Raw genomic sequence first — 26,396 nt, forward strand, 5'->3', positions numbered from 1 at the left:
GCCGGAGGAGTTCATGGACGTCGGTACCACCGTCTATCAGGGCGACACGGCGCTCGGCGTCGTCGAGGAGTTCGTGCATCTGCGGCTGGTGTCGTCGCGCGAACGTTCGCCCGAGCGGGACGAAGAAGTCGCCTCCGAGATGCGGCAGCGGATCGCGGACGAGGTGCGCCGGCCGGGGTTCCTGGCGGTGACCGCCCGCATCGGCAGTCGGCTGTGCGGCTTCGGCACCGCCGTACGCTCCGCGGATCCCGCCCCGGAACATCCGGCACTGGGGGCCCGGCGGTCGCAGGAGTGGCTCGCGGGTGCCGTACGGATCACCGATCTCGTGGTGGCGCCCGCGGCGCGCGGCCGTGGCGCCGGCACCGGGCTCCTCGACGTACTTCTGCTGCCCGCCATGGACGACCGGGCCTGGGCGGTGACCGACCATCAGGACACCGCGGCGCTGAACTTCTTCCGCTGCCGGGGCTGGCACCAGACCGTGTACCCGCAGCCCGGGGCGCGCCCCGCCCCGATCGTCCTCCTCGCTCCGCGGCACCCGGCCCTGTCCGAAATCCGTGTGCTGCCGTAGTACGAACCCGGCCTGTTGATCAAGACCACCCCTGGGAGGTCAAGGTCACAACCTCTGCGAGGTCAAGGTCACAGCCGCGTCCTCTGCTGCTCACCTGCGTATTTGGCCTAGCATCCGAGCATGACGGTCCTGCCTGACGACGGGCTCTCGCTGGCCGCCGAGTTCCCTGACGCGACCCATGAGCAGTGGCAACGCCTCGTTGAAGGCGTCCTGCGCAAGTCGGGCAAGGAAGTCTCGGGCGCGGCAGCGGAAGAAGCCCTGTCCACCACGCTGGAGGACGGGCTGCGCGCCCGCCCCCTGTACACCGCGGACGACTCCGCGCCCGATCCCGGCCTGCCCGGTTTCGCTCCCTTCGTACGAGGCGGACGCCCCGAGGGCAACACCCTCGGCGGCTGGGACGTACGGCAGCAGCACACGGCCGCCGACGGCGCGGCGGTCCTGGCGGACCTGGAGAACGGCGTCACCTCGCTCTGGCTGGTCGCCGGTGCGGGCGGCATTCCGGTGTCCTCGCTCGGCCGGGTCCTCGACGGCGTCTATCTCGACCTGGCGCCCGTCGTCCTCGACGCGGGACGTGAAGTCGAGCCCGCCGCACGCGAGTTGCTACGGCTCTACCAGGAGCGTGGGGTCGCCACGGAGGCGGCGCGCGGCAACCTGGGAGCCGACCCGCTGGGCCACGAGGCCCGTACGGGAGACGGCGGGTTCGACTTCGCGCCCGTCGCCGCTCTCGCGGGGCTGTGCGCCGAGGAGTACCCGGGGCTGCGGGCGCTGACCGTGGACGCGCTGCCGTACCACGAGGCCGGCGGCTCGGCGGCGCAGGAGCTGGGCAGTTCCCTTGCGACCGGCGTCGCCTATCTGCGGGAGCTGACCGAGGCGGGTCTGACCGTCCAACAGGCCGTCGCCCAGCTGGAGTTCCGGTACGCGGCCACCGCCGACCAGTTCCTGACCATCGCCAAGTTGCGGGCGGCGCGCCGGCTCTGGGCACGGGTGACCGAGGTCTGCGGGGCCCCGGGCGGGCAGGTTCAGCACGCGGTGACCTCGCCGGTGATGATGTCCCGCCGCGATCCGTGGGTGAACATGCTGCGCACGACGGTCGCGACGCTGGCCGCCGGAGTGGGCGGCGCCGACGCCGTCACCGTGCTGCCCTTCGACCACGCCCTGGGTCTGCCGGACGCGTTCGCCCGGCGGATCGCCCGCAACACCTCGACGATCCTGGTCGAGGAGTCGCATCTGTCCCGGGTGATCGACCCGGCGGGCGGCTCCTGGTACGTGGAGCGGCTCACGGACGAACTCGCCCACGCGGGCTGGGAGTTCTTCCAGTGGATCGAGCGGGAGGGTGGCCAGGCGGCGGCCCTGCGCTCCGGGCGGCTCGGTCAGGACCTCGCCCACACCTGGGAGGCGCGCAGCGCGAAGCTCGCCAAGCGGCGCGAACCCGTCACCGGGGTCAGCGAGTTCCCGAACCTCGCCGAACGACTCGTAGAACGTGATCCCGCCCCCGTACCGCCGTCCGGCGGGCTGCCGCGGGTGCGGCGCGACGAGGCGTTCGAGGCGCTGCGGGCCCGCTCCGACGCCCACCTGGCGGCGACCGGTTCCCGGCCGCGGATCTTCCTGGCCGCCCTCGGCCCGGCCGCCGCGCACACCGCCCGCCTCACCTTCGCCTCGAACCTGTTCCAGGCGGGTGGCATCGAGCCCGTCACCGAGGGCGCCTTCGAGGACAGCGGTGCCACCGAGGTCTGTCTGTGCTCCAGCGACACGCTGTACGAGGAGCGGGCCGCGGAGGTCGCCGGGGAGCTGAAGGCGACGGGCGCCGGGCACGTGTTCCTCGCGGGCCGTCCCGGGCAGTACCCGGATGTCGATGCCTATGTCTTCGCGGGGTGCGACGCCGTCGCCGTGCTCTCCGCCACCCTCGACCGTATGGGAGTGTCCTGATGGCAGCGAGGGGAATCCCCGACTTCTCCGGGATCGAGCTGGGGGTCCCGAAGGCCGACGGCGGGAGCGACGAGTGGCGCAGCGCCGTCAAGAAGGCCACGGGCGGGGCCGGTCTCCTGTGGGAGACCCCGGAGGGCATCGCGGTCGAGCCGCTGTACACCGGGCAGGACCTGGAGGGCCTGGACTTCCTCGGCACCTACCCGGGCATCGCCCCCTATCTGCGCGGCCCGTACCCGACGATGTACGTCAACCAGCCCTGGACGATCCGTCAGTACGCGGGCTTCTCCACGGCCGAGGAGTCCAACGCCTTCTACCGGCGTAATCTCGCGGCCGGCCAGAAGGGCCTGTCCGTCGCCTTCGACCTGCCCACCCACCGCGGCTACGACAGTGACCACCCGCGCGTGACCGGTGACGTCGGCATGGCGGGCGTGGCGATCGACTCGATCTACGACATGCGCCAGCTCTTCGACGGCATCCCGCTGGACAGGATGACCGTGTCGATGACCATGAACGGTGCGGTACTGCCCGTCCTCGCGCTCTACATCGTGGCCGCCGAGGAACAGGGCGTACCGCCCGAGAAGCTGGCCGGGACCATCCAGAACGACATCCTCAAGGAGTTCATGGTCCGCAACACCTACATCTATCCGCCGAAGCCGTCGATGCGGATCATCTCCGACATCTTCGCCTTCACCTCGCAGCGGATGCCGCGCTACAACTCCATCTCCATCTCCGGCTACCACATCCAGGAGGCAGGCGCGACGGCCGACCTGGAGCTGGCGTACACGCTGGCCGACGGAGTGGAGTACATCCGGGCGGGGCGGGAGGCGGGGATGGACGTGGACGCGTTCGCGCCCCGGCTCTCCTTCTTCTGGGCGATCGGCATGAACTTCTTCATGGAGATCGCCAAGATGCGGGCGGCGCGGCTGCTGTGGGCCAAGCTGGTCAGGCAGTTCGATCCGCAGAACGTCAAGTCCCTTTCCCTGCGCACCCATTCGCAGACCTCCGGCTGGTCGCTGACCGCGCAGGACGTGTTCAACAACGTCACGCGTACGTGTGTGGAGGCGATGGCGGCGACGCAGGGGCACACCCAGTCGCTGCACACCAACGCCCTCGACGAGGCGCTCGCCCTGCCCACCGACTTCTCGGCGCGCATCGCCCGCAACACCCAGTTGCTGATCCAGCAGGAGTCGGGCACGACGCGGGCGATCGACCCGTGGGGCGGCAGCGCGTACGTCGAGAAGCTCACCTACGACCTCGCGCGCCGGGCCTGGCAGCACATCGAGGAGGTCGAGGCGGCGGGCGGCATGGCCAAGGCCATCGACGCGGGCATCCCCAAGCTGCGCATCGAGGAGGCCGCGGCCCGCACCCAGGCCCGGATCGACTCCGGACGCCAGCCGGTCATCGGCGTGAACAAGTACCGGGTGGAGACCGACGAGAAGATCGACGTCCTCAAGGTCGACAACTCCTCCGTACGTACCCAGCAGATCGAGAAGCTGCGGCGGCTGCGCGCGGAGCGCGACGAACAGGCGTGCCAGGACGCCCTGCACGCCCTGACCCGGGCCGCCGAAGGCACCGGCAACCTCCTGGAGCTGGCGGTGAACGCGGCCCGCGCGAAGGCCACGGTCGGCGAGATCTCCGACGCCCTGGAGAAGGTGTACGGGCGGCACGCGAGCCAGATCCGTACGATCTCGGGTGTGTACCGCACCGAAGCCGGCGAGTCGCCGTCCGTCGAACGCACCCGCACCCTGGTGTCCTCCTTCGAGGAGGCCGAGGGCCGCCGGCCCCGCATCCTGGTCGCCAAGATGGGCCAGGACGGGCACGACCGCGGCCAGAAGGTGATCGCCACCGCCTTCGCCGACCTCGGCTTCGACGTGGACGTCGGCCCGCTGTTCCAGACCCCGGGCGAGGTGGCGCGCCAGGCCGTCGAGGCGGACGTGCACATCGTCGGGGTGTCCTCGCTGGCCGCCGGGCACCTCACGCTCGTGCCGGCGCTCAGGGAATCGCTCGCCGAGGAGGGTCGGGAGGACATCATGGTCGTGGTCGGCGGGGTGATCCCGCCGCAGGACGTGCCCACGCTCCTCGAGATGGGCGCGGCAGCCGTCTTCCCGCCCGGGACGGTGATCCCGGACGCGGCGTACGACCTGGTGCAGCGGCTGTCCGCCGACCTCGGCCACGACCTCTGACCCCCATGGCGATCGACCTCGGCACCTATGTGAAGGGCGTACTCGACGGAAAGCGGGCGCTGGTGGCACGCGCCATCACGCTCGTGGAGTCGACGAGGCCCCAACACCGCGTCCTGGCACAGGAGTTGCTGACCGAGCTGCTGCCGCACAGCGGGAAGGCGCGGAGGATCGGCATCAGCGGCGTACCCGGTGTGGGCAAGTCGACGTTCATCGACGCGTTCGGCACGCTGCTCACCTCGCTCGGGTACCGGGTCGCGGTGCTCGCCGTCGACCCGTCCTCCAGCCGGACCGGCGGTTCGATCCTGGGCGACAAGACGCGGATGGAGCGTCTGGCCGTCGACCCGGCGGCGTTCGTGCGCCCCTCCCCCACCGCCGGCACGCTCGGCGGGGTGGCGAAGGCGACCCGTGAGTCGATCGTGGTGATGGAGGCGGCGGGCTACGACGTGGTCCTGGTGGAGACGGTCGGCGTCGGCCAGTCCGAGACCGCCGTCGCGAACATGGTCGACTCCTTCCTGCTCCTGACCCTGGCCCGCACCGGGGACCAGTTGCAGGGCATCAAGAAGGGCGTCCTGGAACTGGCGGACGTCATCGCGGTCAACAAGGCGGACGGACCGCACGAGCGGGACGCCCGCGCGGCGGCACGGGAGCTGGCCGGCGCGCTGCGGCTGATGCATCCCGCCGACGCCGCCTGGACCCCGCCGGTCCTGAGTTGCAGTGCCCGTGAGTCGACCGGTCTGGACACGGTCTGGGAGCGCCTCGAACAGCACCGCACGCTCCTCGAATCCACCGGCCGCCTCGCCGCCAAGCGCCGCGACCAGCAGGTGGACTGGACGTGGACGATGGTCCGCGACGAACTCCTCGGCCGCCTGCACGCCGACGCGGCCGTACGCGCCCTCGCCCCCGGCCTCGAACAGCAAGTGCGGGACGGGGAGTTGACGGCCACGCTGGCCGCCGAGCGCATCCTGGGGGTGTTCGGCGGCGAGCGCGGCTGAACCGTGGGCGACGGCGCACCGGGTGATGCAGTGAGCCCTGTACGCGCCCCTGTGTGCCGGGGGAAAATGCGCCGTGTCGACGGTCATATGGCTGAGGTGGTGCGTACTCAGCCGCTCATTTTCCAGAAAGCAGGTCGGCTGCCGTGCTCTTGCGTCTGCCCACGTCCGTTTCCGAAGCACAGGAGTGCATGGCCGAGGGGGCGGTGCCCATAGGCGGGGCGACCCTGATATGGGCCACCTGGCAGCGGGACGGCTTCCCCGAGCAGGCCATGTCGCTGCGCGATCTGCCGGAAGCCAACACGATCGGCCGCGAGACCCTGGGCGGCGCCGTGATTCTGAACCGGATCGACGACCGCGTGCCCGAAGCACTGCACCGGGCGGCCGCCACCGTGGGGACCGGAGCCGTGCGCCGCACGGCCACCGTCGGCGGCAACATCGTCGGGAGCACCCTGCGCTGTCTGCTGCCCGCCGCTCTCGTGCTGGAAGCGCGCGCGGTGGTCCTGGATCCGGACAGCGTCTACGAGACCGACCTGACCGAAGTCCTGGCCAAGGGCCACCTGCTGCTCGGCCTCCGCTGGCGCGATCCGATCACCAGCGCGTACCGCAAGCTGCCCGGCGAAGCGGGCGGTCCGCCGCCGCTCGTCGTCGCCGCCGCTCTGCACACGGCCGACACCGGAGGCACGCGCCTGCGCGTCGCCGTCCGCGACGGGTACGACGTACTCACCGAGAGCACCGAGTACGACGCCGGCTCCGACTACGCACAGGTCCTCGACGACCTGCGTCGCACGGGCGTCGGCGCACTGCACGCCACAGCCTGGGCAGCGGTCCACGAGCTGGTCACCGGCCTCTTGTCCCGTCCCACCGGTCGTTGAGGGCCCTCCCGGACACCGCCGGCACGGTCTTGGCGCTGCCGCCGTCGGCCCGAGGTCGCCCGTCGGGCAGGATGGGCGCCATGACCGAGATCCACACGCCCCGCCTCCTCCTCCGCCGCTGGTCCGACGACGACCTCGTGCCGATGGCGGACATCAATGCCGACCCCCGCGTCATGCACTGGATCGACGACGGCTCCGTTCGCGACCTGGAGCACACGGCGGAGGCCATCGAACAGTGGGAAGAGGAATGGGACGAGGAGGGATTCGGCCTCTTCGCCGTCGAACTGCTGGCCTCCGGCGAACTGGCCGGCTTCGTGGGCCTGTCCGTGCCCGAGTTCCTGCCGGAGGTACTGCCCGCCGTCGCCATCAGCTGGCGGCTCGGCTCACCGTTCTGGGGTCAGGGATACGCCTCCGAGGCCGCCCAGGCCACGTTGGAGTTCGCACTCCAGGACCGTGGCCTCGACCGCGTCATCAGCATCACCCGAGCGGGAGACGACGCCTCCGAGAACGTCATCCGCAAGCTCGGCATGACGCCGGAGCGTGTGACGACACACCCGGTGTACGGCTATCCGCTGCGCGTTCACGCCATCGATCTCACCGAGTTCCAGGCCTGAACCCCGCCGAGCCGTCGATTCCCGCGGTTCACGCCCTGGTACGGTCCGGCGCGGCCGGTGGCGCGACGAGCACCTGGGTGAGCGGGATCCGCGCCAGCAGGATCGCTCCGTACAGGATCAGGGCGGCCCCGACGGTCTCGGGGATCAGCCACCAACCGGTGCGCACCCGCTCCGCGTACAGGGTGACGCCCAGGACGAGGCTGACCAGGGCGTCACCGAGGGTGAGGGCGGGCTGGGACGCGACGAGGGGGCCGGACTGGACGGCGTTCTGCAGGAGGAACAGCGCGCAGACTCCGGTGGCGGCGAAGGCGTAGGTCTGCCAGGCGAGGAAGAACCCGGTGACGCCGCCCGTCTCCCAGGCGTGCGTCGCGTCCTTGATCAGGGCCGCGGTGAGTGCGTAGCCGATGGCCGCCGCGGCGCCGAAACAGGCCGCGCGTGCGCGTCCGGCCGGGCACCTCAGCGCGACACCGACGGCAGCCACGATGACGCCGACGCAGCACACGATCGCCAGGATCCACCCGCCGGTGCTGGGCCGGTCGGTCCCGACCGAGGGAGCGGCCGCGGCCAGCACGGTACCCAGCCCGACGGCGATGCACGCCACGGCGATCCACCCGCGCCGGGTCACCCGACGTCTCAGCACCAGACCGCCGATGAGCAGCGCGAACGGCAGTTCCAGGACGAAGATCGGCTGTACGACGGACAGCGCTCCGTTGACCAGCGCCAGCGCCTGGAAGCATGCCGCCGCCATGACCGCGGCCATCCCGCCCAGCCACACCGGCCGGTGCAGCAGCTCGACGAACAGCCTGGCGTGGAAGCCCTCGGACAACGGCACGTCCTGTGCCGCGCGGCGCTGGAGGACAGTGGCGGTCGCGTTGCTGACCGCGGCCAGCACCGCGAAGACGACCGAGAACACCAACGCCACCGGCTTGCCCCTCCTCCTCTCCCTCTCCCGCTCCTCTCCCGCTCCTCTCCCACGGGCACCGGCCGAGGAGCACGCGTCACCCCCATGCTCCCGCGGCACCACGGAGTCCGCCCCTTGGCACACCCAGGTGCCGGTGCCCGGACCACGGACAAGGCCCCGGCCGCCCTACGCTCGACGCGGTCGGCCCCGCGGCCGGAAATCACGGGTTGGCCGAGAACGTCTCCGCCTCACGAGCGGCAGGAACGTTCCGCCGGTCCCGGCCCGGACGGTACTGGCCAATAGCCCTCCGTCACCCGGTGGAACCGTACGGTGGCGAAAGGCCGCCCGGACCGCCCGCCCCGCACCTTCGGCGTCATGGGCGGATGCGGGCGATCGCGCAGCGTGATGGTCCGGTTACATCGCCTTCACGAGACATGCACTTCCGGCCTCTCTCGGACTGCCGGCCGGCACGGCCCACGCCGATGACACCGCGCCCCGGATCGATCTGCGGGTACTGGTCGTGAGCGACGGCGGCCCGTCGACCGATGCCGTCGCCGCCGAACTGGACGCCGCGGGCACGCCGTACACCGAGTCGACCTCCAGCAGTCCGGGAGGTCCGTGGTCGACGCCGACTTCCTGGCGGACACGGTGGACGGCCGTCCGCGCGCCGAGTTCCAGGCCGTCGCCCTGCCCAACGACAACCCGTTCCCGGCGGGCTCCGCCGAGAGAGCGGCGCCGGCGGGGCCCTTCGGATATCTGGACGGCACCGTGCCGTTCGAGGACAACTCCCCTACGGTGGGCGAGAGTTGCGCCTGTCTGTCGACGGTCGCCGCCTGGACCGGGTGACGTCGGACCCGGCCGAACTGCCCGCCTGCCGAAGGCTGGTGCGGGCGGTACGCCGGCTGGGCGCCACGACCGTCGTGCTCCGTCCCGGTGTGCACCCGGCGCCGGGGTACGCGCGCGTCGCCGACCTGACGGTGACCGTCGAGGGGCACTGGACGACCTAGGTGTCAGCGTTCAGCAGACCGGCGTGGACCGCCCGGCACCCGCCCGACCGGTTCTGCCATCTCGTCTGCGGTGTGCCCGAGGCGCTCGTACCGCTCGCCGTGCGCACCGCGCGCGAACGCGGCGCGGCGGTCTACGGTCCCGTGACGGGAGAACCTCCCCGTCCCTGGGCGCAGTTGACGCCCGCGCTGAGCGAGGCCGACTGAGCCTGGGGGCGCCGCGGACGCCGGGAAGGACGCGCGGGCATCGACACGTGCCATGCTGGAACCGCTGATCATGGCGGAGAGCGAGGCAGAACACCAGCGTGAGGACAGCGACACGGCCGGGCCGGACGAGGATCTGGGACCGATTCGCGGCATCGGACCCCGGGCTGCTGCGGCTCATGGCCGGGCTGCGGACGGTGGGGGCCATCGCGCTCACGCTCGCCGTACTGGCGCTGCTCGGGGCCGGTAAGACTCACCTGGTTGCCGGTTCCATCTCGGCCATGGCCGCGACCTTCGCCATCAAGGAGAAGCAGCAGCGCCAACAGGCGGTCACGCTCGCGCTCGGGCTGGTCGTGGCACTCGCCGCGATGTCGCTGGGGGCACTGCTCAGCACCCACGTGGTCATGGGTGACCTCTTCTTCCTGGCGCTGATCTTCGCCGCCGTGTACAGCCGCCGCTTCGGTGACCGCGGAACGGCGCTGGGCCTCATCGGGTTCCAGGTCTACTTCGTGTCGCTGTTCGTCAGGGCCGGCGTCCCCGGTCTGCCGGGACTGTGCGGGACCCTGATCGTCGCGTTCGTGTGCAGCGCTCTGGTGCGTTTCGTCGTCGTACCGGAGACGCCCGAGCGTGTGCTGCGTCGGTTGCGCGCGGCCTTCCGGGCCCGTCTGGCGCAACTGGTTGCCGCCCAGATCGAGTTGCTGGATGCCGGCCCTGACCGGGCGGAGAAGGCTCTCGAGGAGGTCAGGCGGCACACCGCCCGGCTCCACGAGAGCGCGATGATGATCCAGGGACGGCTGGCGGAGGGGACCAGCGACAGCGCCACCGCCGCGCTCGTGCAGCGGCGGATCGCCGACGCCGAGATCGCCGCCGAGCGGCTCGGGGTGCTCATCCTGACCGCCCGCAGCGCGGAACGCGCCGACACCCTCACCCTGCATCTGCCGGACGCGCCCGTGCCCGCGGCGAGCGACCGGCTCCGGGCGCAGGACGGCACCACCGCCATCCTGCGCCGTGATCTCGAAGCGCTGCGCCTGCTCGTCCTGCGCCCGGTCGCCGAGGACCGCGGCACCGGGGTGGCCCATGTGCGCAACCGGCTGCTCGGTTACCGCGACGAGGAGAACCTGCCGCGCGCCTCGGCGGCCGTCCAGGACGTCTTCCGCGGGATCGGGGAGACGGGGCGTTCCGTCCTGGGACTGCGACTCGCCCTCGACGGACCCCAGGACGAGTCCGACGACACACCGTCGACGACCCGTTCCCGTGAGGAGCTGGACGCCGAGGACATCGCCATCGCCAAGGAAGAGGAGGACGAGGAGGACGCTCACGACCCCACAGGATGGAAGCGTCCTACGACCCGTACCGCGGTCCAGGTGTCGGTGGGTTCGGCCCTGGCCATCGTCGGTGGGGAGTTCCTCTCCAGTCAGCGCTGGTACTGGGCCGTGCTGACCTGCTGGGTGGTCTTCCTGAACACGGCGTCCACCGGAGAGATCCTGGTCAAGGGGTACCGGCGGCTGCTCGGCACCGTCCTCGGCGTCATCGCCGGTGCCCTGCTGGCGAGTCTGGTCGGCTCCCACACCTGGACCGCGTTCGCCCTGGTGCTGCTGTTCATCTTCGCGATGTTCTTCACCGCGCCGCTGTCGTACGCCCTGATGTCCTTCTTCGTCACGGCGATGCTGGGCCTGCTGTACACACTGCTCAACACCTACAGCACCGGGGTGCTCGTCCTTCGTATCGAGGAAACGGCGCTCGGCGCCACCTGCGGTGTCATCGCGGCCGCCCTGGTGCTGCCGGTGAACACGGACCGCCGCACCGACGAGCTGCTCGCCACGGTTCTGAAGCGGCTCGGGGAGGTCACCGGTGCGGCGGTCGACCAGCTGAGCGGCGGCCCGGCGATCGAGCTGCTGGACAAGGCGCGGGATCTCGACACGGCTCTGGACGATCTACGGTCCTCCACGCAGCCGTTGACCCATCCGATCACCCCGCTGCGGGCCCGCCGGCAGACCGCGCGCTATCTCGTGGCGCTCCTGGAGACGTGCGCGTACCACGCGCGTTCCCTGGCGGCGACGGCCGAGCTGTTGCCCTACAGCAAGACCGTCGCGGCCGATCCCCGGCTCAAGGGGGCGGGCCGGCGCATCGCGCACAACATCGACGTCCTGGTCGCACGCGTCGAGGACGACGACACCGAAGGCGTGGCCGAGACCGGCCCCAGCCTCGCGTCCATGCTGGAGACGGACCGGCCGGGCCTTCCCCGGCACGACCGCGTGACCGACCGGGTCCTGCGTCATCTGCAGCGCCTGGACGAAGGCGTGATCGGCCTCGCCCGCCCTCTCAAAGTTCCGGTGTCGACCCCCGCGAACATGGCGTCCCGGGGGCCCGCCGCCTAGGAAGTGCCGGTGGTCACGCCTTCAGGAATGCCGCCAGGCCCTCCAGCAGCCGTTCCACGTCGTCCTCGTCGTTGTACGGCGACAGTCCGAGGCGCAGACCTCCGGTGTCGCCCAGGCCGAGGTGGCGCGATGCCTCCAGCGCGTAGAAGGTTCCCGCGGGCGCGTGCACGCTCCGCGCCGCCAGGAAGCGGTAGGCGTCGTCCGTGTCGCGGTCGTCGAAGGTCAGGAGCAGGGTGGGCGTGCGGTCGGCCGCCCGGGAGCGGACCGTGACGCCCGCGAGTGCGGCCAGGCCGTTCTCCATCCGGTCCCGCAGCGCTCGCTCGTGCCGCTCGACCGACGCGAACGCGGACCGCAGCCGGGTGCGCCGGTCGTCCGCCGGACCGGTCCCGAGACCGGCGAGCAGGTCGACGGCGGCGCGGGTGCCGACGAGGAGCTCATAGGGCAGCGTCCCGAGCTCGAAACGCTCCGGGACCGCGTCGGAGGAGGGCAGCAGCTTGTCGGGACGCAGCGTCTCCAGCAGGGCCGGAGCGGCGGCGAGCACGCCGTGGTGCGGGCCGAGGAACTTGTACGGCGAGCAGACGAAGAAGTCGGCGCCGAGCCGCGCGAGGTCCACGAACGTGTGCGCCGTGTAGTGCACGCCGTCGACATAGAGCAGTGCGTCCGTGCGGTGGACCAGACGGGCGATCTCCGCGACGTCGGGGAGCGTGCCGATCAGATTGGAGGCGGCGGTGACGGCGACCAGCCGGGTGCGTTCGGTGAGCAGTTCACCCACGGCCGCGGGCGGGAGTTCACCGGTGACCGGATCGAAGTCGGCCCATCGCACCCGGGCGCCGGTCCGCTCCGCGGCCTGGATCCAGGGGCGGATGTTGGCGTCGTGGTCGAGACGGCTCACCACGATCTCGTCGCCGGGGGCCCAGTCCTTGGCCAGCGCCCGGGAGAAGTCGTACGTGAGTTGGGTGGCGCTGCGGCCGAAGACGACTCCCGAGGGTTCCCCGCCCAACAGGTCGGCCATGGTCTGCCGGAACTCCCCGACGAGAGCCTCCGCGTTCGCCTCTCCCGCCGTGACACTCCCCCGGTTCGACAGCGGGCGGGTGAGCGCCTCGGCGATCGCCGCGCCGACCGGCGCCGGCGTCTGGGTGCCGCCCGGACCGTCGAAATACGCGATGCCGGTCCGCAGGGCGGGGATCTGGGCGCGCAACGCGCCGACGTCGTAGGTCACTCGGGCTCCTTGGGCTGCGATGTCGTCCGCTCGGGGACCATGACATCAGGCGAGTCGTCGGGGCGGCAGGCTTCGGTGGTAGCTGCCGACCCGGGCCGGGTATACGGGGTCCAGGGTCTCCCGGTCGATCCGGACTTTCGAAAGACCCACACGCCCCATCCTGAATCGTCCACCCCAGGTGTCAGCGCCTACGCCCGCGGGTCGCCCAGCCGCCGCCGACGCCGGAGACATGCAGGGCGAGCAGGGCCAGCCCTATGAGCATGACGTTGGTCGACGTGAAGACGTCGTTCGTCGAGAGGTCCGCGGCATTGATCAAGAACGCGATGAACAGCACGATCGCCGCAACGATTCCGAGCATGAACTCTCCTCTTCCGAAGTGATGGTGGAGTCCGAGTGCCCCCAGGAATCCTGTCGACACGACTGCGCGGGGCCGAACCGCGGGTCCTGCCGTCATCATGGAGCCCACCACCCGGGCCGCGCGTGCTGATCAGTCTCCCGCTGTCACCGCACACGCCCCCACCGGCCCTCAGCTCATCGAAAGCGGACAGCAATGGCACACACCCCGGCCGTATCGGCCTGTTCCCCCGTCGGAGCCGGTTCGTGAACGCGGCCCGTGTCCCGGGTCTGGTCCTGCCCCTGGTCTATCTCTGCGGGCTCGTCGCGGTCCTGGCCTGGTACTGGCGGCACCGCGGCGAGTAGAGCGAGTACGGCGAGCAGCAAGGGGCACGGCCGGCCACCGTGCGCAGCGATCGCGGTCATCTCCGGGCGAGGTAGCTACGTACTGTCGTTCCCGACGCGGCCGTGTGGACGCGTACCAGGTCGGACAGGAAGTGAACGAGGAGCAGGCCCCGTCCGCCGAGTTGGTCCGGGCGCACCGGGCGGCGGCCGGCCAGGGGGTCGGTCAGGTGTCCCTCGTCACGCACCTCGCAGACGATCTGCTCGCTCTCGGCCCAGATCCGCAGCGTCCCCGAACCGCCTCCGTGCACCACGCTGTTGGTCGTCAACTCCGCGACGACGAGGTTCAGATCCTGCAGCCGGGGCGGAGCCATCCCCCGCTCCCGTGCCTCGCGCAGCGCGAAGTCGCGTGCGGCGGGCAGCAGTCCGGCGGCGAAGCGGACCGTGGCCGCTCCCGGCGGATACGGCAGGGTCTCGTTGTAGCGCGCGAGGACGTGTTCGGGATCGTAGGCGTGACTGACGCCCGGCCGCCCGTCGCTGATCACCACGGGGTGCGTGGCGTGTGCGTCGGCGATCACGTCGTCGGAGAGGGTTCGGGCGTCGTACGGGCAGAGGATGGTCGCGTCGCGCCCGTGGAACGCCGTGTTGATGAGGGCTTCGTGCTGGACACAGGCCGGGTACTCGAGCGGCGTACGGCCGTACCAGACCGGCTCCCCGATGATGCGCACAGGGCGTCCGGGGTGGGCGTCGACGAAGGATCGCAGGACGGCGGGGATGATCCGGCCGGGGTTCCGGCCGGCCTGTGTCATGTCGATCCAGCGGACCTCGTGGGCGACCGGTCCGAGTTCCGCCTTGAGCAGCGACAATCGGGACGGAGGTGCCGCCACCGCCACGGGCAGGCCGATGGCGAGGCCCTCGGACACGAAAGGCAGCGTGCCTTCCGCGTACTCCTGCTCGGAGCAGTACAGGAGCGCGGGGTGCGCGAACGGCTCCGCCCGGTCTCGGACGAGGGGCGACCGCGCTCCGTCTTCTCCCTGCTCCATGCCCACTGGCTCACCTCGGATCCCACTGTAGGCGGCGGCGGTTGCCGTCGGCGTGCATCCGGCAGAGGGCTTCGTCGAGGAGGAGTACTGACGCCACGTCCGGCGGGCCGCGGAAACGAGGCGTTCCGCGGGTTTCGAAGCCTGGGTGGCATGACTGGCTTGAGACGGGGCAGACGGGCTCTGTCTTCAATTCCTTCGAACGAACAGGGGTGGACCGCATGGCAGCCGTGACGGCAGCGAAGGCAACCAACACGGCACAGCAGGCAGGGACGGCACAGGAGGAGGTACTCCCCCTGATCGACGAGCCGCTGAAGATCAGCCCGAAGGACGCGCGCGCGTTGTCGCGTCAGTTCTTCGACCGGCTGGCCGTGCTGGAGGAAGGCACGCACGACCACCAGTACGCGCGCAACACGCTCATAGAGATGAACCTCTCCCTCGTGCGGTACGCGGCGGCCCGCTTCCGCAGCCGCAACCAGGACGAGATGGAGGACATCGTCCAGGTCGGCACGATCGGGCTCATCAAGGCGATCGACCGTTTCGAGCTGACCCGCGAGGTCGAGTTCACCTCCTTCGCCGTTCCGTACATCGTCGGCGAGATCAAGCGTTTCTTCCGCGACACCAGCTGGGCCGTCCACGTTCCCCGCCGTCTTCAGGAGGCGCGGATCGAACTCGCCAAGGCGACGGAAGAACTGCGCACCCGCCTCGGCCGCACCCCGACCACGCGTGAGCTGGCCGCGCTGATGTCCCTCTCCGAGGAGGAGGTCATCGAGGCGCGCAAGGCCTCCAACGGCTACAACTCCTCGTCCCTCGACGCCGCGCTCACGGCCGACGACGGCGCGGACGGGGACACCGTTCTCGCGGACTTCATCGGCGAGGACGATCCCTCGCTCGAACTCGTCGACGACTTCCAGTCCCTGGCCCCGCTGATCGCCGAACTGGACGAACGTCAGCGCCGGATCATCCACATGCGTTTCGTCGAGGAGCGCACCCAGGCCGAGATCGGCGAGGAACTCGGCATCTCGCAGATGCACGTCTCGCGTCTGATCACCCGCATCATCAAGCGTCTTCGCACCGGGCTGCTCGATCCCGCCGTCGCCTGACGCGCCGCGGTCGTCCCACGCGCCCGCCCCGGGCAGCGTGCGACCGGGACAGCGTGCGACCGGGACAGCGTGCGACCGGGGCGCCGCGGGACGGTCCCGCCCGGCTTCGGGCGGGACCGTCCTGTGCGTCACCGGGCCGGAGTACCGGTCGACGCCGTGCTCGGTGCCGGGGCGTACCCGGCGGGCCGGGCGGTGAAGACTCCCCGGCCCCGGGTCCGGCTGCGCAGCCGGGTCGCATAGCCGAACAGCTCGACCAGCGGCACGGTCGCGGTGATCACCACGACGCCCGCCCGCGCGACGGAGCCCGAGACCTGCCCACGTCGCGCCGCCAGGTCACCGAGGACCCCGCCCACTGCCTCGTCCGGCACGGTGACCGTGACGTCCGCCACCGGTTCCAGGAGAACCATCGCGCAGGCGCGCAGTGCCTCCCGCAGCGCGAACCGGCCGGCCGTCCGGAACGCCCGCTCCGAAGAGTCCTTCGGATGGGTCGCTCCATCGGTGAGGACGACACGCACCCCGGTGACCGGGTGCCCGCCGAGCGGCCCGTCGGCCAGCGCGTCACGGCACCCGGCCTCCAGCGCCCGGACGTACTCCTGCGGCACCCGTCCGCCTACGACGGTCGAGCGGAACTCGAAGCGCGTCGCGCCCCCACCGCCGTCGCCGCCGTCGTCGCCGTCGCCTGTGACGTCCTCCATCGGCTCCACGTCGAGCACGACATGGGCGAACTCACCGGCGCCGCCGTCCTGTTTGACGTGCCGGTGGACCAGCCCCGACACTCCCCGGACGACCGTCTCCCGGTAGGCCACCCTCGGCCGGCCGACCCGGACGTCCAGACCGTGGGCGAGCCGGATCTTCTCCACCGCCACCTCCAGATGCAGTTCGCCCATGCCCGACAGGACCAGCTGGCCGGTCTCGGGGTCGGTGCGCACGACCAGCGAGGGATCCTCCTCGACCAGCCGCGTCAACGCGGACACCAGCTGCTCCGCTTCAGCGCTGCCGACGGCCTCGACGGCCACCGAGACGACCGGATCGGCGACGGTCGGCGGTTCGAGAACCAACGGAGCCCCGGGAGCGCACAGGGTCGACCCGGCGCGGGCCGACTTCAGCCCGACCACCGCGACGATGTCGCCCGCCACGGCCCGCTCCAGTGGGGCGTGACGGTCGGCCTGGACCCGCAGGATCCGGCCGATGCGCTCGGTGCGCTCGGTGCCCGAGTCCCACACCGCCTCTCCCTTCCCGATCGTGCCCGAATAGACACGCAGATACGTCAGCCGCCCCGTGGCGGTCCCGTTCACCTTGAACACCAGTGCCGCGAACGGTGCCGCCGGGTCGGCGAACCGCTCCTGTTCCCCACCGTCCCGGGTGCCGCGTACCGCGGGCACGTCGCGCGGCGACGGCAGGTAGGCCACCACGGCATCGAGCAGTGGCTCGATCCCGCGATTGCGGTAGGCCGAGCCGCACAGCACCACCACGCCGTCGCCGGAACGGGTCAGGTCGCGCAGCGCGGCGGTCAGGGTCCGCGCCGAGAGCGTCCCTTCCGCGCAGAACTCCTCGAGCGCGCCCGGATGGAGTTGCGCCACCGCTTCCTCCAGCTGTCGGCGGCGGCCTTGTGCGGCGTCCCTCAGTGCCTCGGGCACCGGGCCTTCCTCGACCGTGTCGCGGCCTTCGGGCCAGACCAGGGACCGCATGCGCGGCAGATCCACCACACCGGTGAACCCGGCCTCCGATCCGATCGGCAACTGGACGACCAGTGGGGACGGATGCAGCCGCTCCCTGATCGACTCGACCGCGGTGTCGAGGTCGGCACCGGCGCGGTCGAGCTTGTTGACGAAGGCGATCCTCGGCACGCCGTACCGGTCCGCCTGACGCCACACCGCCTCGCTCTGCGGCTCGACTCCCGCGACGGCGTCGAAGACCGCCACGGCGCCGTCGAGCACGCGCAGGGAGCGCGCCACCTCGTCGGAGAAGTCGACGTGGCCCGGGGTGTCGATCAGGTTGATCCGGTGCGCGTCCCAGGCACAGCTCACGGCCGCGGCGAAGATGGTGATGCCACGATCGCGTTCCTGGGGGTCGAAGTCGGTGACGGTGGTGCCGTCATGGACCTCACCCCGCTTGTGGGTGGTCCCGGTGAGGTACAGGATCCGCTCGGTGAGGGTGGTCTTCCCGGCGTCGACGTGGGCAAGGATGCCCAGGTTGCGGACGGCGGCGAGCGGGGTGTCGAGGTGACGGTGCAGGTCGGTACGCACGGCCCATGGCCTTTCGGAATGATCCGGATGGGGCGGCGCGATGTCCCGGACGAAGCGGCCCGCGGTCGTGCCACGGGCCGTGCGGGGACCTCCGGCCACGGCACATCCCCCTCGGGACGTACGCAGCCGATCTGCCCGGTGACGGGCGGAGAGAGGTCAGATGTTCGTCACGGACCACCGGTGTCGGCCGCGCAGCCGGCACCGGGGACCCGGAGACACGAGGATCACCTCGTAGCGCGAAGGGGGAACGACGACAGCGGTGCGGTGACGCACGGCCCGGCTCCCCTCACTCGTCAGGACGCGCGCCGTGATGTTCCGCAGGAGCGGTGAGCGCGCGTTGTGGGGTGAGTGTAGGGAGCGCGCAGCGGTCGGCGCACCGCATTTTGGGCAGGTCCGGTCAGAGGAGGCCGGAGTCGGACTCCGAAAGCGCCCGGGCGAGCAGTCCACCCGGCGGCTCCGCGGGCTGCAGCAGTTCGGCGACGGCCGCCCCCGTGGCACCGTGCCAGGTTCCGTACCGTCGGAGCATGGCGTGGTCACCGCCCTTGACCAGCAGCACACCCGCGCGGGAGCCGGCGGCCCTGGCCCGGCGGACGAGCGCGATCGACTCCGACGGATCGGTGACGCGGTCGCGGTCACCGTGGAGCGCGATCACCTTCTTGTCCTGGAGGTGGGCCACCGGTTCGCCCTCCGGACACCAGGGCGCCAGCGCCACCACTCCCCCTACCTGTGTCGCCGCAGCGACGCGCAGAGCCGCCCGGCCGCCCATCGAATGACCCACGAGAATCACCGGCACCTCACCGACGAGGCGGGCGAGCTCCGCGAGTGCCCGCTGGACGTCACCGACGGGGTCGGCCCGCGAACCGTTCCAGCCCTGGAGGCGGTAGCGCACCTGCCCGAGGAAGACCTCGTCGTCCGGCACGGCCGCGGCGACGGCTCGGACCACGGGCCTCATCCGCAGCGCCGCCACGTTCCAGGATCGTGAGGGGGCCAGGCTGTCGGCCCGGCCCCCGTGCAGGACGAGCACGGCCGCACGCGCCGCGTCCGAGTGACGGACCGGCACCAGGGCGGTGTCGGCCCCGCCCGGTCCACGCGCCGGTGCCCCAGAGGTCCTTGTCCGCGTTCGGCCGCGCATCACAGCTCTTCCCGTGTTCCGACTCCGCCTGTGGGAGAAGTGTCCCATCGCCCACGGGTCGTCCGTCGCCGGGCTCCGCGCGGGCGGGCGCCATCGGCGAGAGTGCGCTGCTTGGCCCGGACGGCTTCGGTGATGCCGGCCGCGGCGGGTTCCAGATGGAGACCGGAGCCACCGCCGAGCACACCGAGGGAGATACCCCGCGGCCCGGCCGTCGAGAGGCTCAGCACCGCACCCACGATCGATCCCGCCGCGCGGGATTGCCCCGGATCCGCCCACCGCCGGCGACAGCGCCCTTCCCCGGCGCGTCCCCGGGTCCTTCATGCACCAGGAAACCGTTGGTCACGGCGGACGCCGAGAGGACCCGCCCCGCGGCCCCTCGCTGCCCACCCTGATCGGCTCCTGGTCCTCCGAGCGCCCCGCCTCCCCGACCGACCCCTCACACACCTGGCCGCCCACGGGTGGTGCGAAGACGCCGACACACTTCCTTCCGAAGGGAATTCTCAGAGAATGGCGATTTTCAACCACCAGCGGGAATTCCCCGCGCGGAACCCACCAGCGGGAATTCCCCGCGCGGAACACGGAAATCCTCGGCGTCCGGCGGCGCGCCCGGCCCACCGTGATGCGCACGACCGCCGGATGGAGGAGCGTGGTGGGGTAGGGAGGAGTGCTATGGGCACGGCCGACCACCGGCGTCGGGGCCGGGAGTACCAAGGCTGGCTGCGCGGAGCACCACCACCGCGTTGGGTGCGGGTGCTGCCGCCGGCCCTGCTGGTGACGGTCTGCGCCGCCGAGCTGCTGAGTCGGTACCCCTTGGACATCGGCTTCCTGCTGGGCGCCATCCCGTCGCTGGCCGTGCTCTCCTACGGACCGGTGGCGACGGCCTTCTTCGGCGCCGTCATCATCGTGTTCCTGTTCGTACCGCCGCTCCAGCTCAACCATCCGGGCAACACCGACCTGCTGACCATCACGTTCGTCGCGATCCTGAGCGTCGTCATCTCCCTGGTGCGCAGTCGGCGCGACGCCCACCTGGTCACGGTGCGCACCGTCGCCGAGGCCGCCCAGCTCGCCGTACTGCCGCCGCTTCCCGAACGCGTGGGCCCGGTGCAGTGCTCGGCGTTCTACCGGGCGGCCCAGCGCGAGACCTTGGTGGGCGGCGACTTCTTCGACGTGCGCGCCGGCCCGTACGGTGTGCGGGCGGTGATGGGCGATGTACAGGGGCACGGGCTGTCGGCCGTCTCGACCGTCGCCTCCCTCCTCGGGGCGTTCCGGGAGACCGTGCTCGACGAGGGCGACCTGAAGTCGGCCGCGGCCCGCCTCGATCGACGGCTCGTCGTGGACTCGGCCCAGACCGCGCACGCCGAACTGTTCGCGACCGCCGTGTTGCTGGAGTTCTCGGCCGACGCGGACGCGGTGCGTCTGACGTCCTGCGGACACCCGCATCCGTTTCTGCTGCGCGACGGCAAGGCCGTCGAGCTCGTTCTCGAACCAGGAGCCCCCCTCGGTCTCGGGTTCTTCGACGTCTCTCCGCCGCAGATCTGCACCGTCCGGCTGGAGCGCGGCGACCGGCTGTTCCTCGGCTCCGACGGAGTGTCCGAGAGCCGGGACGCGACGGGCGCCTTCTATCCCCTGGCCGAGCGCCTGACCCCGTTGGCCCGGGAGAGGCCGGCCGACCTCACCGACCGCCTCTGGGAGGACCTCCTACGGTTCTGTATCGCCGTGCGTGACGACGTCACGATGCTGGTCCTCACACCCGACGCCCAGGGCGAGCGCGGGTGAGGACGGTTCGCCCGCCCGGACCGCGCGGGGCGGGCCGGACGGGCGAGGTCGGCGGGCGGACAGGTCAGGGGGTGAGCTGCCACTGCTGGATGTAGCCGACGTCGATCGAGGCGGTGTCCTGGACCCTCAGCTTCCAGGTGCCGTTGACGGGTTGCGCGGAGGCGTCGACCGTGAAGGTCTGGTCGACGTTGTCGGCGCTGCCGCCGCTGTGGTTCAGGAGCGAGTAGACGGTGCCGTCGGGGCCCACCAGGGAGACCGTCAGGTCACCGCGGTAGGTGTGGATGATCTTGACGTAGACCTGGGTGGTGGCCGAGGCGTTGCCGGTCCGGCCGGTGACGGTGATGGGTGACTCGACCGCGGCTCCGGCGTCGGGGATGTCCACCCGCGTGCTGTTGGCGTAGATGTTCGCCACCCGCCAGGTGAAGCTCACCGAGACGGACGCTCCCGTGCTGTCGGTGACCGTGACGGTCACGGGGCTGGTCCCGGTGGTGGTGGGAACTCCCGAGATCAGGCCGGTGTCGCTGATCGTCAGGCCGTCCGGCAGGCCGGTGGCCGCATACGTCAGGCCCGCGCCGGAATTGGTGGTGTAGGCGCTGGTCTGGAGGGAGACCTGCTGGCCGACGCCACTGGTCTGGTCGTCGATCGGCGCCACGTTGACACCCAACGCGATCCGGTCGCCGACATGGATCCCGGCCCAGGCGGCGGCGACGGCGAGGTAGGTGTCGCTGTACGCGCCGAACAGGTCGGCGGCGGCCTGGAGGGTCGCGGTGCGGGCTCCGGCGTAGTTGGTGCTGGAGGTCATGTAGGTGGTCAGGGCCCGGTACCAGATCCGCTGGGCGTTCTCGATGCCGATGCCGGTCACGGGTACACCGTCGTAGGTCGGGCTGTCGTAGGAGACCCCGTTGACGGTCTTGGCGCCGCTGCCCTCGGAGAGCAGGTAGAAGAAGTGGTTGGCCGGTCCGGAGGAGTAGTGGACGTCGAGGCCGCCCAGTGAGGAGTCCCAGTTGTCGCGGGACGTCCCGTCCTTGGAGGGCTTGTCCATGTAGCGCAGCGGGGTGCCGTTGCCGTTGATGTCGATCTTCTCGCCGACCAGGTAGTCGGGGACGTCGGCGGCCAGGTTGGCGTGGAACTCCACCGCGGCGGCGAAGATGTCCGAGGTCGCCTCGTTGAGGCCACCGGACTCACCCGAGTAGGTGAGGCCCGCGGTGGCGGCGGTCACGCCGTGGCTCATCTCGTGCGCGGCGACGTCCAGGGCGGTCAGCGGGTGCGCGTTGCTCGCGCCGTCCCCGTACGTCATGCAGAAGCAGGTGTCGGACCAGAAGGCGTTGACGTAGCCGTTGCCGTAGTGCGCCCGGCTGTAGGCGGCCACGCCGTCGTTGCGGATGCCGTTGCGGCCGAAGACGTCCTTGTAGTAGTCCCAGGTGGCCGCGGCGCCGAAGGCGACGTCCACGCCGGCCGTCTGCCGGTCGCTCTGGGTGCCATCCCCCCAGACATCGTTGTCATCCGTGAAGAGGGTGCCGGTGCCCGAGGTGCCCTGGTTCAGGTCGTAGGTGCGGTGACCCGCGCGGTCGCCGTCCACCAGCTGGTAGGTGGAGCCGGACGGCGTGGTGCTGAGCGGAACCGATCCGCTGTACTGGCCCGTGCCCGTGCCCGTACGCACCGCCTGGAAGTCGAACAGGGCCTTGCCCGAGGTGGCGTCGGTGATGACATGGAGCTCGCTCGGCGTGCCGTCGTCCTGGGTGCCGCCGACCACCGACTCCCAGGCAAGCACCGGCTCCGCTCCGGCGGCCCAGACGACGAGCCGGGGAGCGCCGTCGACCGCGGGACGCGTGGCGTCGGCCTTCTTCGCGACCGCAAGCGCCTTGTGGGCGGCGGTGGCGGACGTGACGCGGGCGGTGGTGGTCGCCACCTTGAGGTCGGCCTTGCTCGCCTCGGACACGGTGGACAGACCGTTCCTGACGTGTACGACGAGGTCGCCGCCGAGGACCGGCAGTCCGGCGTAGGTGCGCTCGTAGCGGGTGTGCGTGGTGCCGTCGGCGTCCTTCGAGACGTCCTTGACGATCAGCTTCTCCTTGGAGCCGAGGTCGAGGATCTTCGCGGTGTCGCCGACCGCGGCGGTGGCGCTCTTGAGCAGCGCGGCGTGCGCGGCGGGAGACAGCTTCGCCGGGGCCGCGGCGGCCCGGGGGGTGGCGACGATCTTCGCGTGGCCGCGGTCACGGGGGGCCGCGGACGCGACGCCGGTGTGGAAACCGGCGGCGAGCAGGGTGCCGGCGGCGGTGAGCGCCAACGCCGCGGTGTATCTGCGTCGGTGCGAGGTGCGGTGGGGCGGGAGCAAGGGCTTCTCCTTCTGGCGACGATCGGCCCGTGGTCGAGGCCGAGAGAGCGGGCCGGCAGGGTGTGGCCGGCTGGCAACGCGCTGAGCAGGGAAGGGCGCTGCACGAGGTGACCCACGAGGGGGTGTGTCGGAACTCGGCGGCGCGCGACAGGTGGGGGGTGTGAAGGAACGGTGAACGTTCAAGAGCAGACTGGCATCGCTCACACAGCTTTGTCATGGAGATGACAAAGCAACGGCTGAAATTGGCTATGGATTGCTGGATGTTCGCCCCGGCCCAGGGCGCTTTTCGGCCGGTGCCGGACGGTCCAGGTGACGTGGGTGGCGAGGGTGACATGGGTTCCCGGGTACGAAAAGCTGCTCACGCCGGTTTCCGCGGACCGGACCGATGCGGGGACACTGGTCTGACGATGAATCAGTGGAATCAGCGGGACCAGGGCTCGCGCCGTCGACCGGTGCGGCTCGCGACGTTCAATGTGCTGCACGGCCGACCGCTGCCGGACGCAGGGCCCCTCTCCCCCGCCGCGAACCCGGCAGAAGGACCACTCGCCCGAGCCGTCCCGTCCCTGGAGGCCGATGTCCTGGCCTTGCAGGAACTGGACCGCCTCCAGGAGCGATCGGGCGGGGTCGACCAGGCGCCGGTCGCCGCCGAGGCGGCGGGACTGATGCACTGGCGCTACGCGAGCGCGTTCCACGCCCGTTCCACGGCGGACCGGGGGTGGATCCGCGACCCGGCCGAGCCCGGGCTGCGGGTGTACGGTCCCGAGGACGCCGGCTCGGCCACGGACGTCCCGTCGCACGGGATCGCGTTGCTGTCCCGGTTTCCGGTACGGGACTGGCGGGCCCGGCGGTTGGCCCCGGCGCCCCTCGGTATGCCCTTGAAGATGCCCGGGCGGCCCGGGCTCACGGTGGTCAGGGACCAGCCGCGCGCCGCGCTGGCCGCCGTACTGGAGGGACCGGGCGGTCCGTTCACGGCGGTGGCGGTGCACCTGTCGTTCGTACCGGGCTGGAACGTCGCACAGCTGCTCGCCGTCCGCGACTGGATCGCCGACCTGCCCCCACCTCATGTGCTGCTGGGCGATTTCAACCTGATCGGCGCCCTGCCCAGGGTCGTACTGAACGCTCCCGGGAAGACCCGCACCCCATCGTCTCCCCGCGGCTGGTTCGACCTGGCCCGCACCCCGACCTATCCCGCGCACCGCCCGGTCGTGCAGTTCGACCATGTGCTCGCGAACGGCGTCGGCGTGACAGCGGCGCGCGGAGTGCGCACGCCCGCGACGGGGATCTCGGACCATCGCCCGCTCGTGCTGGAACTGTCCCTGTGACCCCGCCCGTTCAGCCCGCCGTGCCGAGGGCGGCGCGTGTCATGAGGCCGGCCAGGGCCGAGCGGGACGGTTTGTCCCGCTCTTGCGGCAGACGGCGGACGCAGACGGACGCGTCGCGACCGTACGGCGGCTGAGGTGCAGCCGCGCCGCGATGGCCTGGTTGCTCAGTCCCTGCGTCCCTGGGCGGCGCCGGCGAAGGCGTCGGTGAACGCCTGGAACGGGATGTGCTGCTCGTACGCCGTGGCTCTGCCGCGCAGCACGGTGAACCCGGCCTGCCTCAGGCCGCTGATCACAGCGTCGAGACGAGCCGGCCGCGCGGTCCCGCCGACCAGTCGTGCCACGCTCGCGTCCCCCATGGCACGGTGAGCGCCTGGTGCGTCGATTGCGGTGCGGGAGGGCGGCGGCTCAACGGCCCGTCCGGATCAGGCCCGTCAGGTAGCGCCAGAGCGACGAGCGGCGCTGGACGGCCTGGTCCGTCGCCGCTGTCCCGGACACGTCGGGGGTGTCGGACTCCGCGCCTGTCGCGCGCTCCTGTCCTTCCGGCGCCAACGGGGCGACCGGCGAGGCGAGTTCGTAGCGCACGGGCAGCGATCGCAGGCCGCGCATGAACGGGGAGGAGCGCCAGGGCAGTTGGTCCACCGGGAGCGCGAGTTCCAGGTGGGAGAAGCGCTCGAACAAGCGGCTCACCCCTGCCGCCGCGACCGTCGACGCCAGCTCGCGTGCCGGGCACTGGCGTCGGCCCGCGCCCCACGCGAGGTGCGCCCGGCTGCTGATCGTCGTGTTGGCGACCGCGTGCTCGGCGAAGACGGGATCGGCGTGCGCGGCGGCGGAGGACACCCAGACCGGATCGCCTTCGCGGATCGTGTAGTTGCCGAGCGGAGTGTCCTTGGCCGCGAACCTCGGTACGAAGTTCACCAGGGGCGGTTTGCGCATGACGACCCGGTTCATGGTCTCCCTGACCATCCCTGCGGACAGACTCGCCCGTGCGCTGCCCTCCCCCGCGATGACCTCGACCACGGTGTTCGAGATCAGGATGCCGACGTGGTCGGACGTCATGCCGAGCAGCATGAACAGCTCGCGGGCGAGCGCGTCGAGGGAGAGGTCGGGGTGGGCTGCCAGTAGGTAGGAGGGGAAGTCGTCGCCCGGCCGCGACCGCTTGGCCGCCGCCAGCTCCACCAGGGTCTCCAGCAGGCGTTCCAGGGCGGGTTCCGCGTCCGGCCCCGCGTCGAGCACCCGCCACATGTCCATCAGCGCGTCGTCGCCCTGTGAGCCGGGGAAGCCGAGCAGATGGCTTGCCACCATCAGCGGCAGCGGACGCGCGAACTGCGCCGACAGGTCGGCCACACCGGTGCCGCCGCCCTGTCCCAACAGGGTGATCAGCTCGTCGGCATGGGCGGTGACGGCCGCTTTCAGACGCTTGGTCTGCGGATGGCGCGGATCCTGGAAGGGCTTGAGCGCCGCGTCCCACGCCGTCCGCAGCGGCTGGTAGCCGGGACCGCCCTGGATCAGCACGTGGTTCACCTCCAGGGAGGGTGCCAGCGGCCAGTCGGCGGGAACCCTGCCCTCCGACCGGGCCCGCCAGTTCTCCAGCCCCTTGGGCCACGCGTCGTCGTCCTGGAGGACTTGAAGCGACTCGCGGTACCCCAGCACCAACCACGCCGGTACGCCCAGTAGATCGACCGGCGCGACCGGTCCGTGCCGCTGTCTGAGCCGCTCGTAGACGAGCGCGGGGCGCGTCTCGTAGTCCCGGGTCAGCAACGGCTGCGCGGTCATCGCCTCCAACCGCGTGTCGTCCACGTCCATGGATCCGCCGTCCCCCATGTGGGATTCCACCGTTCGCAGCCCTTCGACGCTCCCCGCCACCGGTTCGTAGCCCTTCAGCGGCTACGAACCGGTGCCAGACCCT

At 71.3% G+C, this 26,396-nt stretch carries 19 protein-coding genes and 2 pseudogenes; 12 read left to right on the forward strand and 9 right to left on the reverse strand.

Translation table 11 applies throughout. The features are described from left to right. Positions 1–13: 13 nt before the first annotated feature. The 6 genes from ACIRA5_RS19950 to ACIRA5_RS19975 all read left to right on the forward strand — a co-directional run bounded on the left by ACIRA5_RS19950 (position 14) and on the right by ACIRA5_RS19975 (position 7,155). The gene (locus ACIRA5_RS19950) at positions 14–568 is read left to right on the forward strand and encodes a GNAT family N-acetyltransferase (protein ID WP_403692351.1); all 555 of its coding nucleotides are present in this window, start codon (positions 14–16) and stop codon (positions 566–568) included. 120 nt (positions 569–688) lie between these two features. Further along, on the forward strand, positions 689–2,494 hold the full coding sequence (locus tag ACIRA5_RS19955; RefSeq protein WP_403692354.1) for a methylmalonyl-CoA mutase family protein: 1,806 nt from the start codon (positions 689–691) through the stop codon (positions 2,492–2,494). Beyond that, positions 2,494–4,677 carry a methylmalonyl-CoA mutase gene (scpA, locus tag ACIRA5_RS19960; RefSeq protein ID WP_403692356.1) on the forward strand — a complete coding sequence of 728 codons (2,184 nt, stop codon included), beginning with the start codon at positions 2,494–2,496 and terminating at the stop codon, positions 4,675–4,677. The genes ACIRA5_RS19955 and scpA overlap by 1 nt, the downstream gene beginning before the upstream one ends. A 5-nt stretch (positions 4,678–4,682) precedes the next feature. Beyond that, on the forward strand, positions 4,683–5,669 hold the full coding sequence (gene meaB, locus ACIRA5_RS19965; RefSeq protein WP_403692358.1) for a methylmalonyl Co-A mutase-associated GTPase MeaB: 987 nt from the start codon (positions 4,683–4,685) through the stop codon (positions 5,667–5,669). A 143-nt stretch (positions 5,670–5,812) separates the two neighbouring features. Further along, positions 5,813–6,541 (forward strand): FAD binding domain-containing protein, encoded by a 729-nt coding sequence (locus tag ACIRA5_RS19970; protein ID WP_403692360.1) that lies wholly within the window; start codon positions 5,813–5,815, stop codon positions 6,539–6,541. 80 nt (positions 6,542–6,621) lie between these two features. Next, on the forward strand, positions 6,622–7,155 hold the full coding sequence (locus ACIRA5_RS19975; RefSeq protein ID WP_403692363.1) for a GNAT family N-acetyltransferase: 534 nt from the start codon (positions 6,622–6,624) through the stop codon (positions 7,153–7,155). Between the two features lie 28 nt (positions 7,156–7,183). On the opposite strand, the gene ACIRA5_RS19980 is transcribed toward ACIRA5_RS19975, so the two are convergent. After that, positions 7,184–8,077 (reverse strand): DMT family transporter, encoded by an 894-nt coding sequence (locus ACIRA5_RS19980; RefSeq protein ID WP_403692365.1) that lies wholly within the window; start codon positions 8,075–8,077, stop codon positions 7,184–7,186. A gap of 397 nt (positions 8,078–8,474) precedes the next feature. Between ACIRA5_RS19980 and ACIRA5_RS19985 the strand changes: the two are divergent. The 3 genes and pseudogenes from ACIRA5_RS19985 to ACIRA5_RS19995 form a co-directional block, all read left to right on the forward strand. After that, positions 8,475–8,890 (forward strand): annotated as a pseudogene (locus ACIRA5_RS19985) (hypothetical protein); the annotation flags it as partial. Continuing rightward, positions 8,878–9,267 (forward strand): annotated as a pseudogene (locus ACIRA5_RS19990) (hypothetical protein); the annotation flags it as partial. The pseudogenes ACIRA5_RS19985 and ACIRA5_RS19990, both read left to right, overlap by 13 nt. A gap of 98 nt (positions 9,268–9,365) precedes the next feature. After that, positions 9,366–11,642: an FUSC family protein gene (locus ACIRA5_RS19995; RefSeq protein WP_403692367.1), complete on the forward strand. Its 2,277-nt coding sequence runs from the start codon at positions 9,366–9,368 to the stop codon at positions 11,640–11,642. A gap of 13 nt (positions 11,643–11,655) precedes the next feature. On the opposite strand, the gene ACIRA5_RS20000 is transcribed toward ACIRA5_RS19995, so the two are convergent. From ACIRA5_RS20000 to ACIRA5_RS20010, 3 genes are all read right to left on the reverse strand, one after another. After that, positions 11,656–12,861, reverse strand: coding sequence for a cysteine desulfurase-like protein (locus ACIRA5_RS20000; RefSeq protein WP_403692369.1), 1,206 nt, complete (start codon positions 12,859–12,861; stop codon positions 11,656–11,658). 181 nt (positions 12,862–13,042) lie between these two features. Continuing rightward, complete coding sequence (locus tag ACIRA5_RS20005; protein ID WP_095856747.1) at positions 13,043–13,219, reverse strand: hypothetical protein; 177 nt, start codon at positions 13,217–13,219, stop codon at positions 13,043–13,045. Positions 13,220–13,616: 397 nt separating this feature from the next. Continuing rightward, a complete protein-coding gene (locus ACIRA5_RS20010; RefSeq protein WP_403692371.1) occupies positions 13,617–14,579 on the reverse strand; it encodes an anti-sigma factor RsbA family regulatory protein in 963 nt (320 codons plus the stop codon). A 218-nt stretch (positions 14,580–14,797) separates the two neighbouring features. Here ACIRA5_RS20010 and ACIRA5_RS20015 point away from each other — a divergent pair, with 218 nt between their 5' ends. Continuing rightward, positions 14,798–15,679 (forward strand): RNA polymerase sigma factor SigF, encoded by an 882-nt coding sequence (locus ACIRA5_RS20015; protein WP_403692374.1) that lies wholly within the window; start codon positions 14,798–14,800, stop codon positions 15,677–15,679. Positions 15,680–15,807: 128 nt separating this feature from the next. Here ACIRA5_RS20015 and fusA read toward each other — a convergent pair whose 3' ends face one another. Together fusA and ACIRA5_RS20025 are read right to left on the reverse strand one after the other, a co-directional pair. Beyond that, positions 15,808–17,925, reverse strand: a complete 2,118-nt coding sequence (gene fusA / locus ACIRA5_RS20020) for an elongation factor G (RefSeq protein WP_403692376.1) — start codon at positions 17,923–17,925, stop codon at positions 15,808–15,810. A 397-nt stretch (positions 17,926–18,322) separates the two neighbouring features. Continuing rightward, positions 18,323–18,985 (reverse strand): alpha/beta hydrolase, encoded by a 663-nt coding sequence (locus tag ACIRA5_RS20025; RefSeq protein WP_403692378.1) that lies wholly within the window; start codon positions 18,983–18,985, stop codon positions 18,323–18,325. 741 nt (positions 18,986–19,726) lie between these two features. On the opposite strand from ACIRA5_RS20025, the gene ACIRA5_RS20030 reads away from it, so the two are divergent. Further along, on the forward strand, positions 19,727–20,833 hold the full coding sequence (locus tag ACIRA5_RS20030) for a PP2C family protein-serine/threonine phosphatase (RefSeq protein WP_403692381.1): 1,107 nt from the start codon (positions 19,727–19,729) through the stop codon (positions 20,831–20,833). 64 nt (positions 20,834–20,897) lie between these two features. Here ACIRA5_RS20030 and ACIRA5_RS20035 read toward each other — a convergent pair whose 3' ends face one another. Beyond that, positions 20,898–23,168, reverse strand: coding sequence for a M4 family metallopeptidase (locus ACIRA5_RS20035; RefSeq protein WP_403692384.1), 2,271 nt, complete (start codon positions 23,166–23,168; stop codon positions 20,898–20,900). A 407-nt stretch (positions 23,169–23,575) separates the two neighbouring features. Between ACIRA5_RS20035 and ACIRA5_RS20040 the strand changes: the two genes are divergently transcribed. Further along, positions 23,576–24,490, forward strand: a complete 915-nt coding sequence (locus tag ACIRA5_RS20040) for an endonuclease/exonuclease/phosphatase family protein (protein ID WP_403692387.1) — start codon at positions 23,576–23,578, stop codon at positions 24,488–24,490. Between the two features lie 164 nt (positions 24,491–24,654). Here ACIRA5_RS20040 and ACIRA5_RS20045 read toward each other — a convergent pair whose 3' ends face one another. After that, on the reverse strand, positions 24,655–24,831 hold the full coding sequence (locus ACIRA5_RS20045) for a hypothetical protein (RefSeq protein WP_403692390.1): 177 nt from the start codon (positions 24,829–24,831) through the stop codon (positions 24,655–24,657). A gap of 64 nt (positions 24,832–24,895) precedes the next feature. Next, a complete protein-coding gene (locus tag ACIRA5_RS20050) occupies positions 24,896–26,311 on the reverse strand; it encodes a cytochrome P450 (RefSeq protein WP_403692391.1) in 1,416 nt (471 codons plus the stop codon). Positions 26,312–26,396: the final 85 nt, after the last annotated feature.

It is taken from the genome of Streptomyces sp. NPDC096311 (assembly GCF_044763085.1).
In the GTDB taxonomy this organism is placed as follows: domain Bacteria; phylum Actinomycetota; class Actinomycetes; order Streptomycetales; family Streptomycetaceae; genus Streptomyces.

Bases quoted from the DNA above. Each gene is read 5' to 3' on its own strand.
- ACIRA5_RS20040 (WP_403692387.1), top strand. From the start codon at position 23,576: ATGAATCAGTGGAATCAGCGGGACCAGGGCTCGCGCCGTCGACCGGTG.
- meaB (WP_403692358.1), top strand. From the start codon at position 4,683: ATGGCGATCGACCTCGGCACCTATGTGAAGGGCGTACTCGACGGAAAG.
- ACIRA5_RS20030 (WP_403692381.1), top strand. From the start codon at position 19,727: ATGGGCACGGCCGACCACCGGCGTCGGGGCCGGGAGTACCAAGGCTGG.
- ACIRA5_RS20050 (WP_403692391.1), bottom strand. From the start codon at position 26,311: ATGGGGGACGGCGGATCCATGGACGTGGACGACACGCGGTTGGAGGCG.
- ACIRA5_RS19955 (WP_403692354.1), top strand. From the start codon at position 689: ATGACGGTCCTGCCTGACGACGGGCTCTCGCTGGCCGCCGAGTTCCCT.
- ACIRA5_RS20005 (WP_095856747.1), bottom strand. From the start codon at position 13,219: ATGCTCGGAATCGTTGCGGCGATCGTGCTGTTCATCGCGTTCTTGATC.
- ACIRA5_RS20010 (WP_403692371.1), bottom strand. From the start codon at position 14,579: ATGGAGCAGGGAGAAGACGGAGCGCGGTCGCCCCTCGTCCGAGACCGG.
- scpA (WP_403692356.1), top strand. From the start codon at position 2,494: ATGGCAGCGAGGGGAATCCCCGACTTCTCCGGGATCGAGCTGGGGGTC.
- ACIRA5_RS19975 (WP_403692363.1), top strand. From the start codon at position 6,622: ATGACCGAGATCCACACGCCCCGCCTCCTCCTCCGCCGCTGGTCCGAC.
- ACIRA5_RS19950 (WP_403692351.1), top strand. From the start codon at position 14: ATGGACGTCGGTACCACCGTCTATCAGGGCGACACGGCGCTCGGCGTC.
- ACIRA5_RS20015 (WP_403692374.1), top strand. From the start codon at position 14,798: ATGGCAGCCGTGACGGCAGCGAAGGCAACCAACACGGCACAGCAGGCA.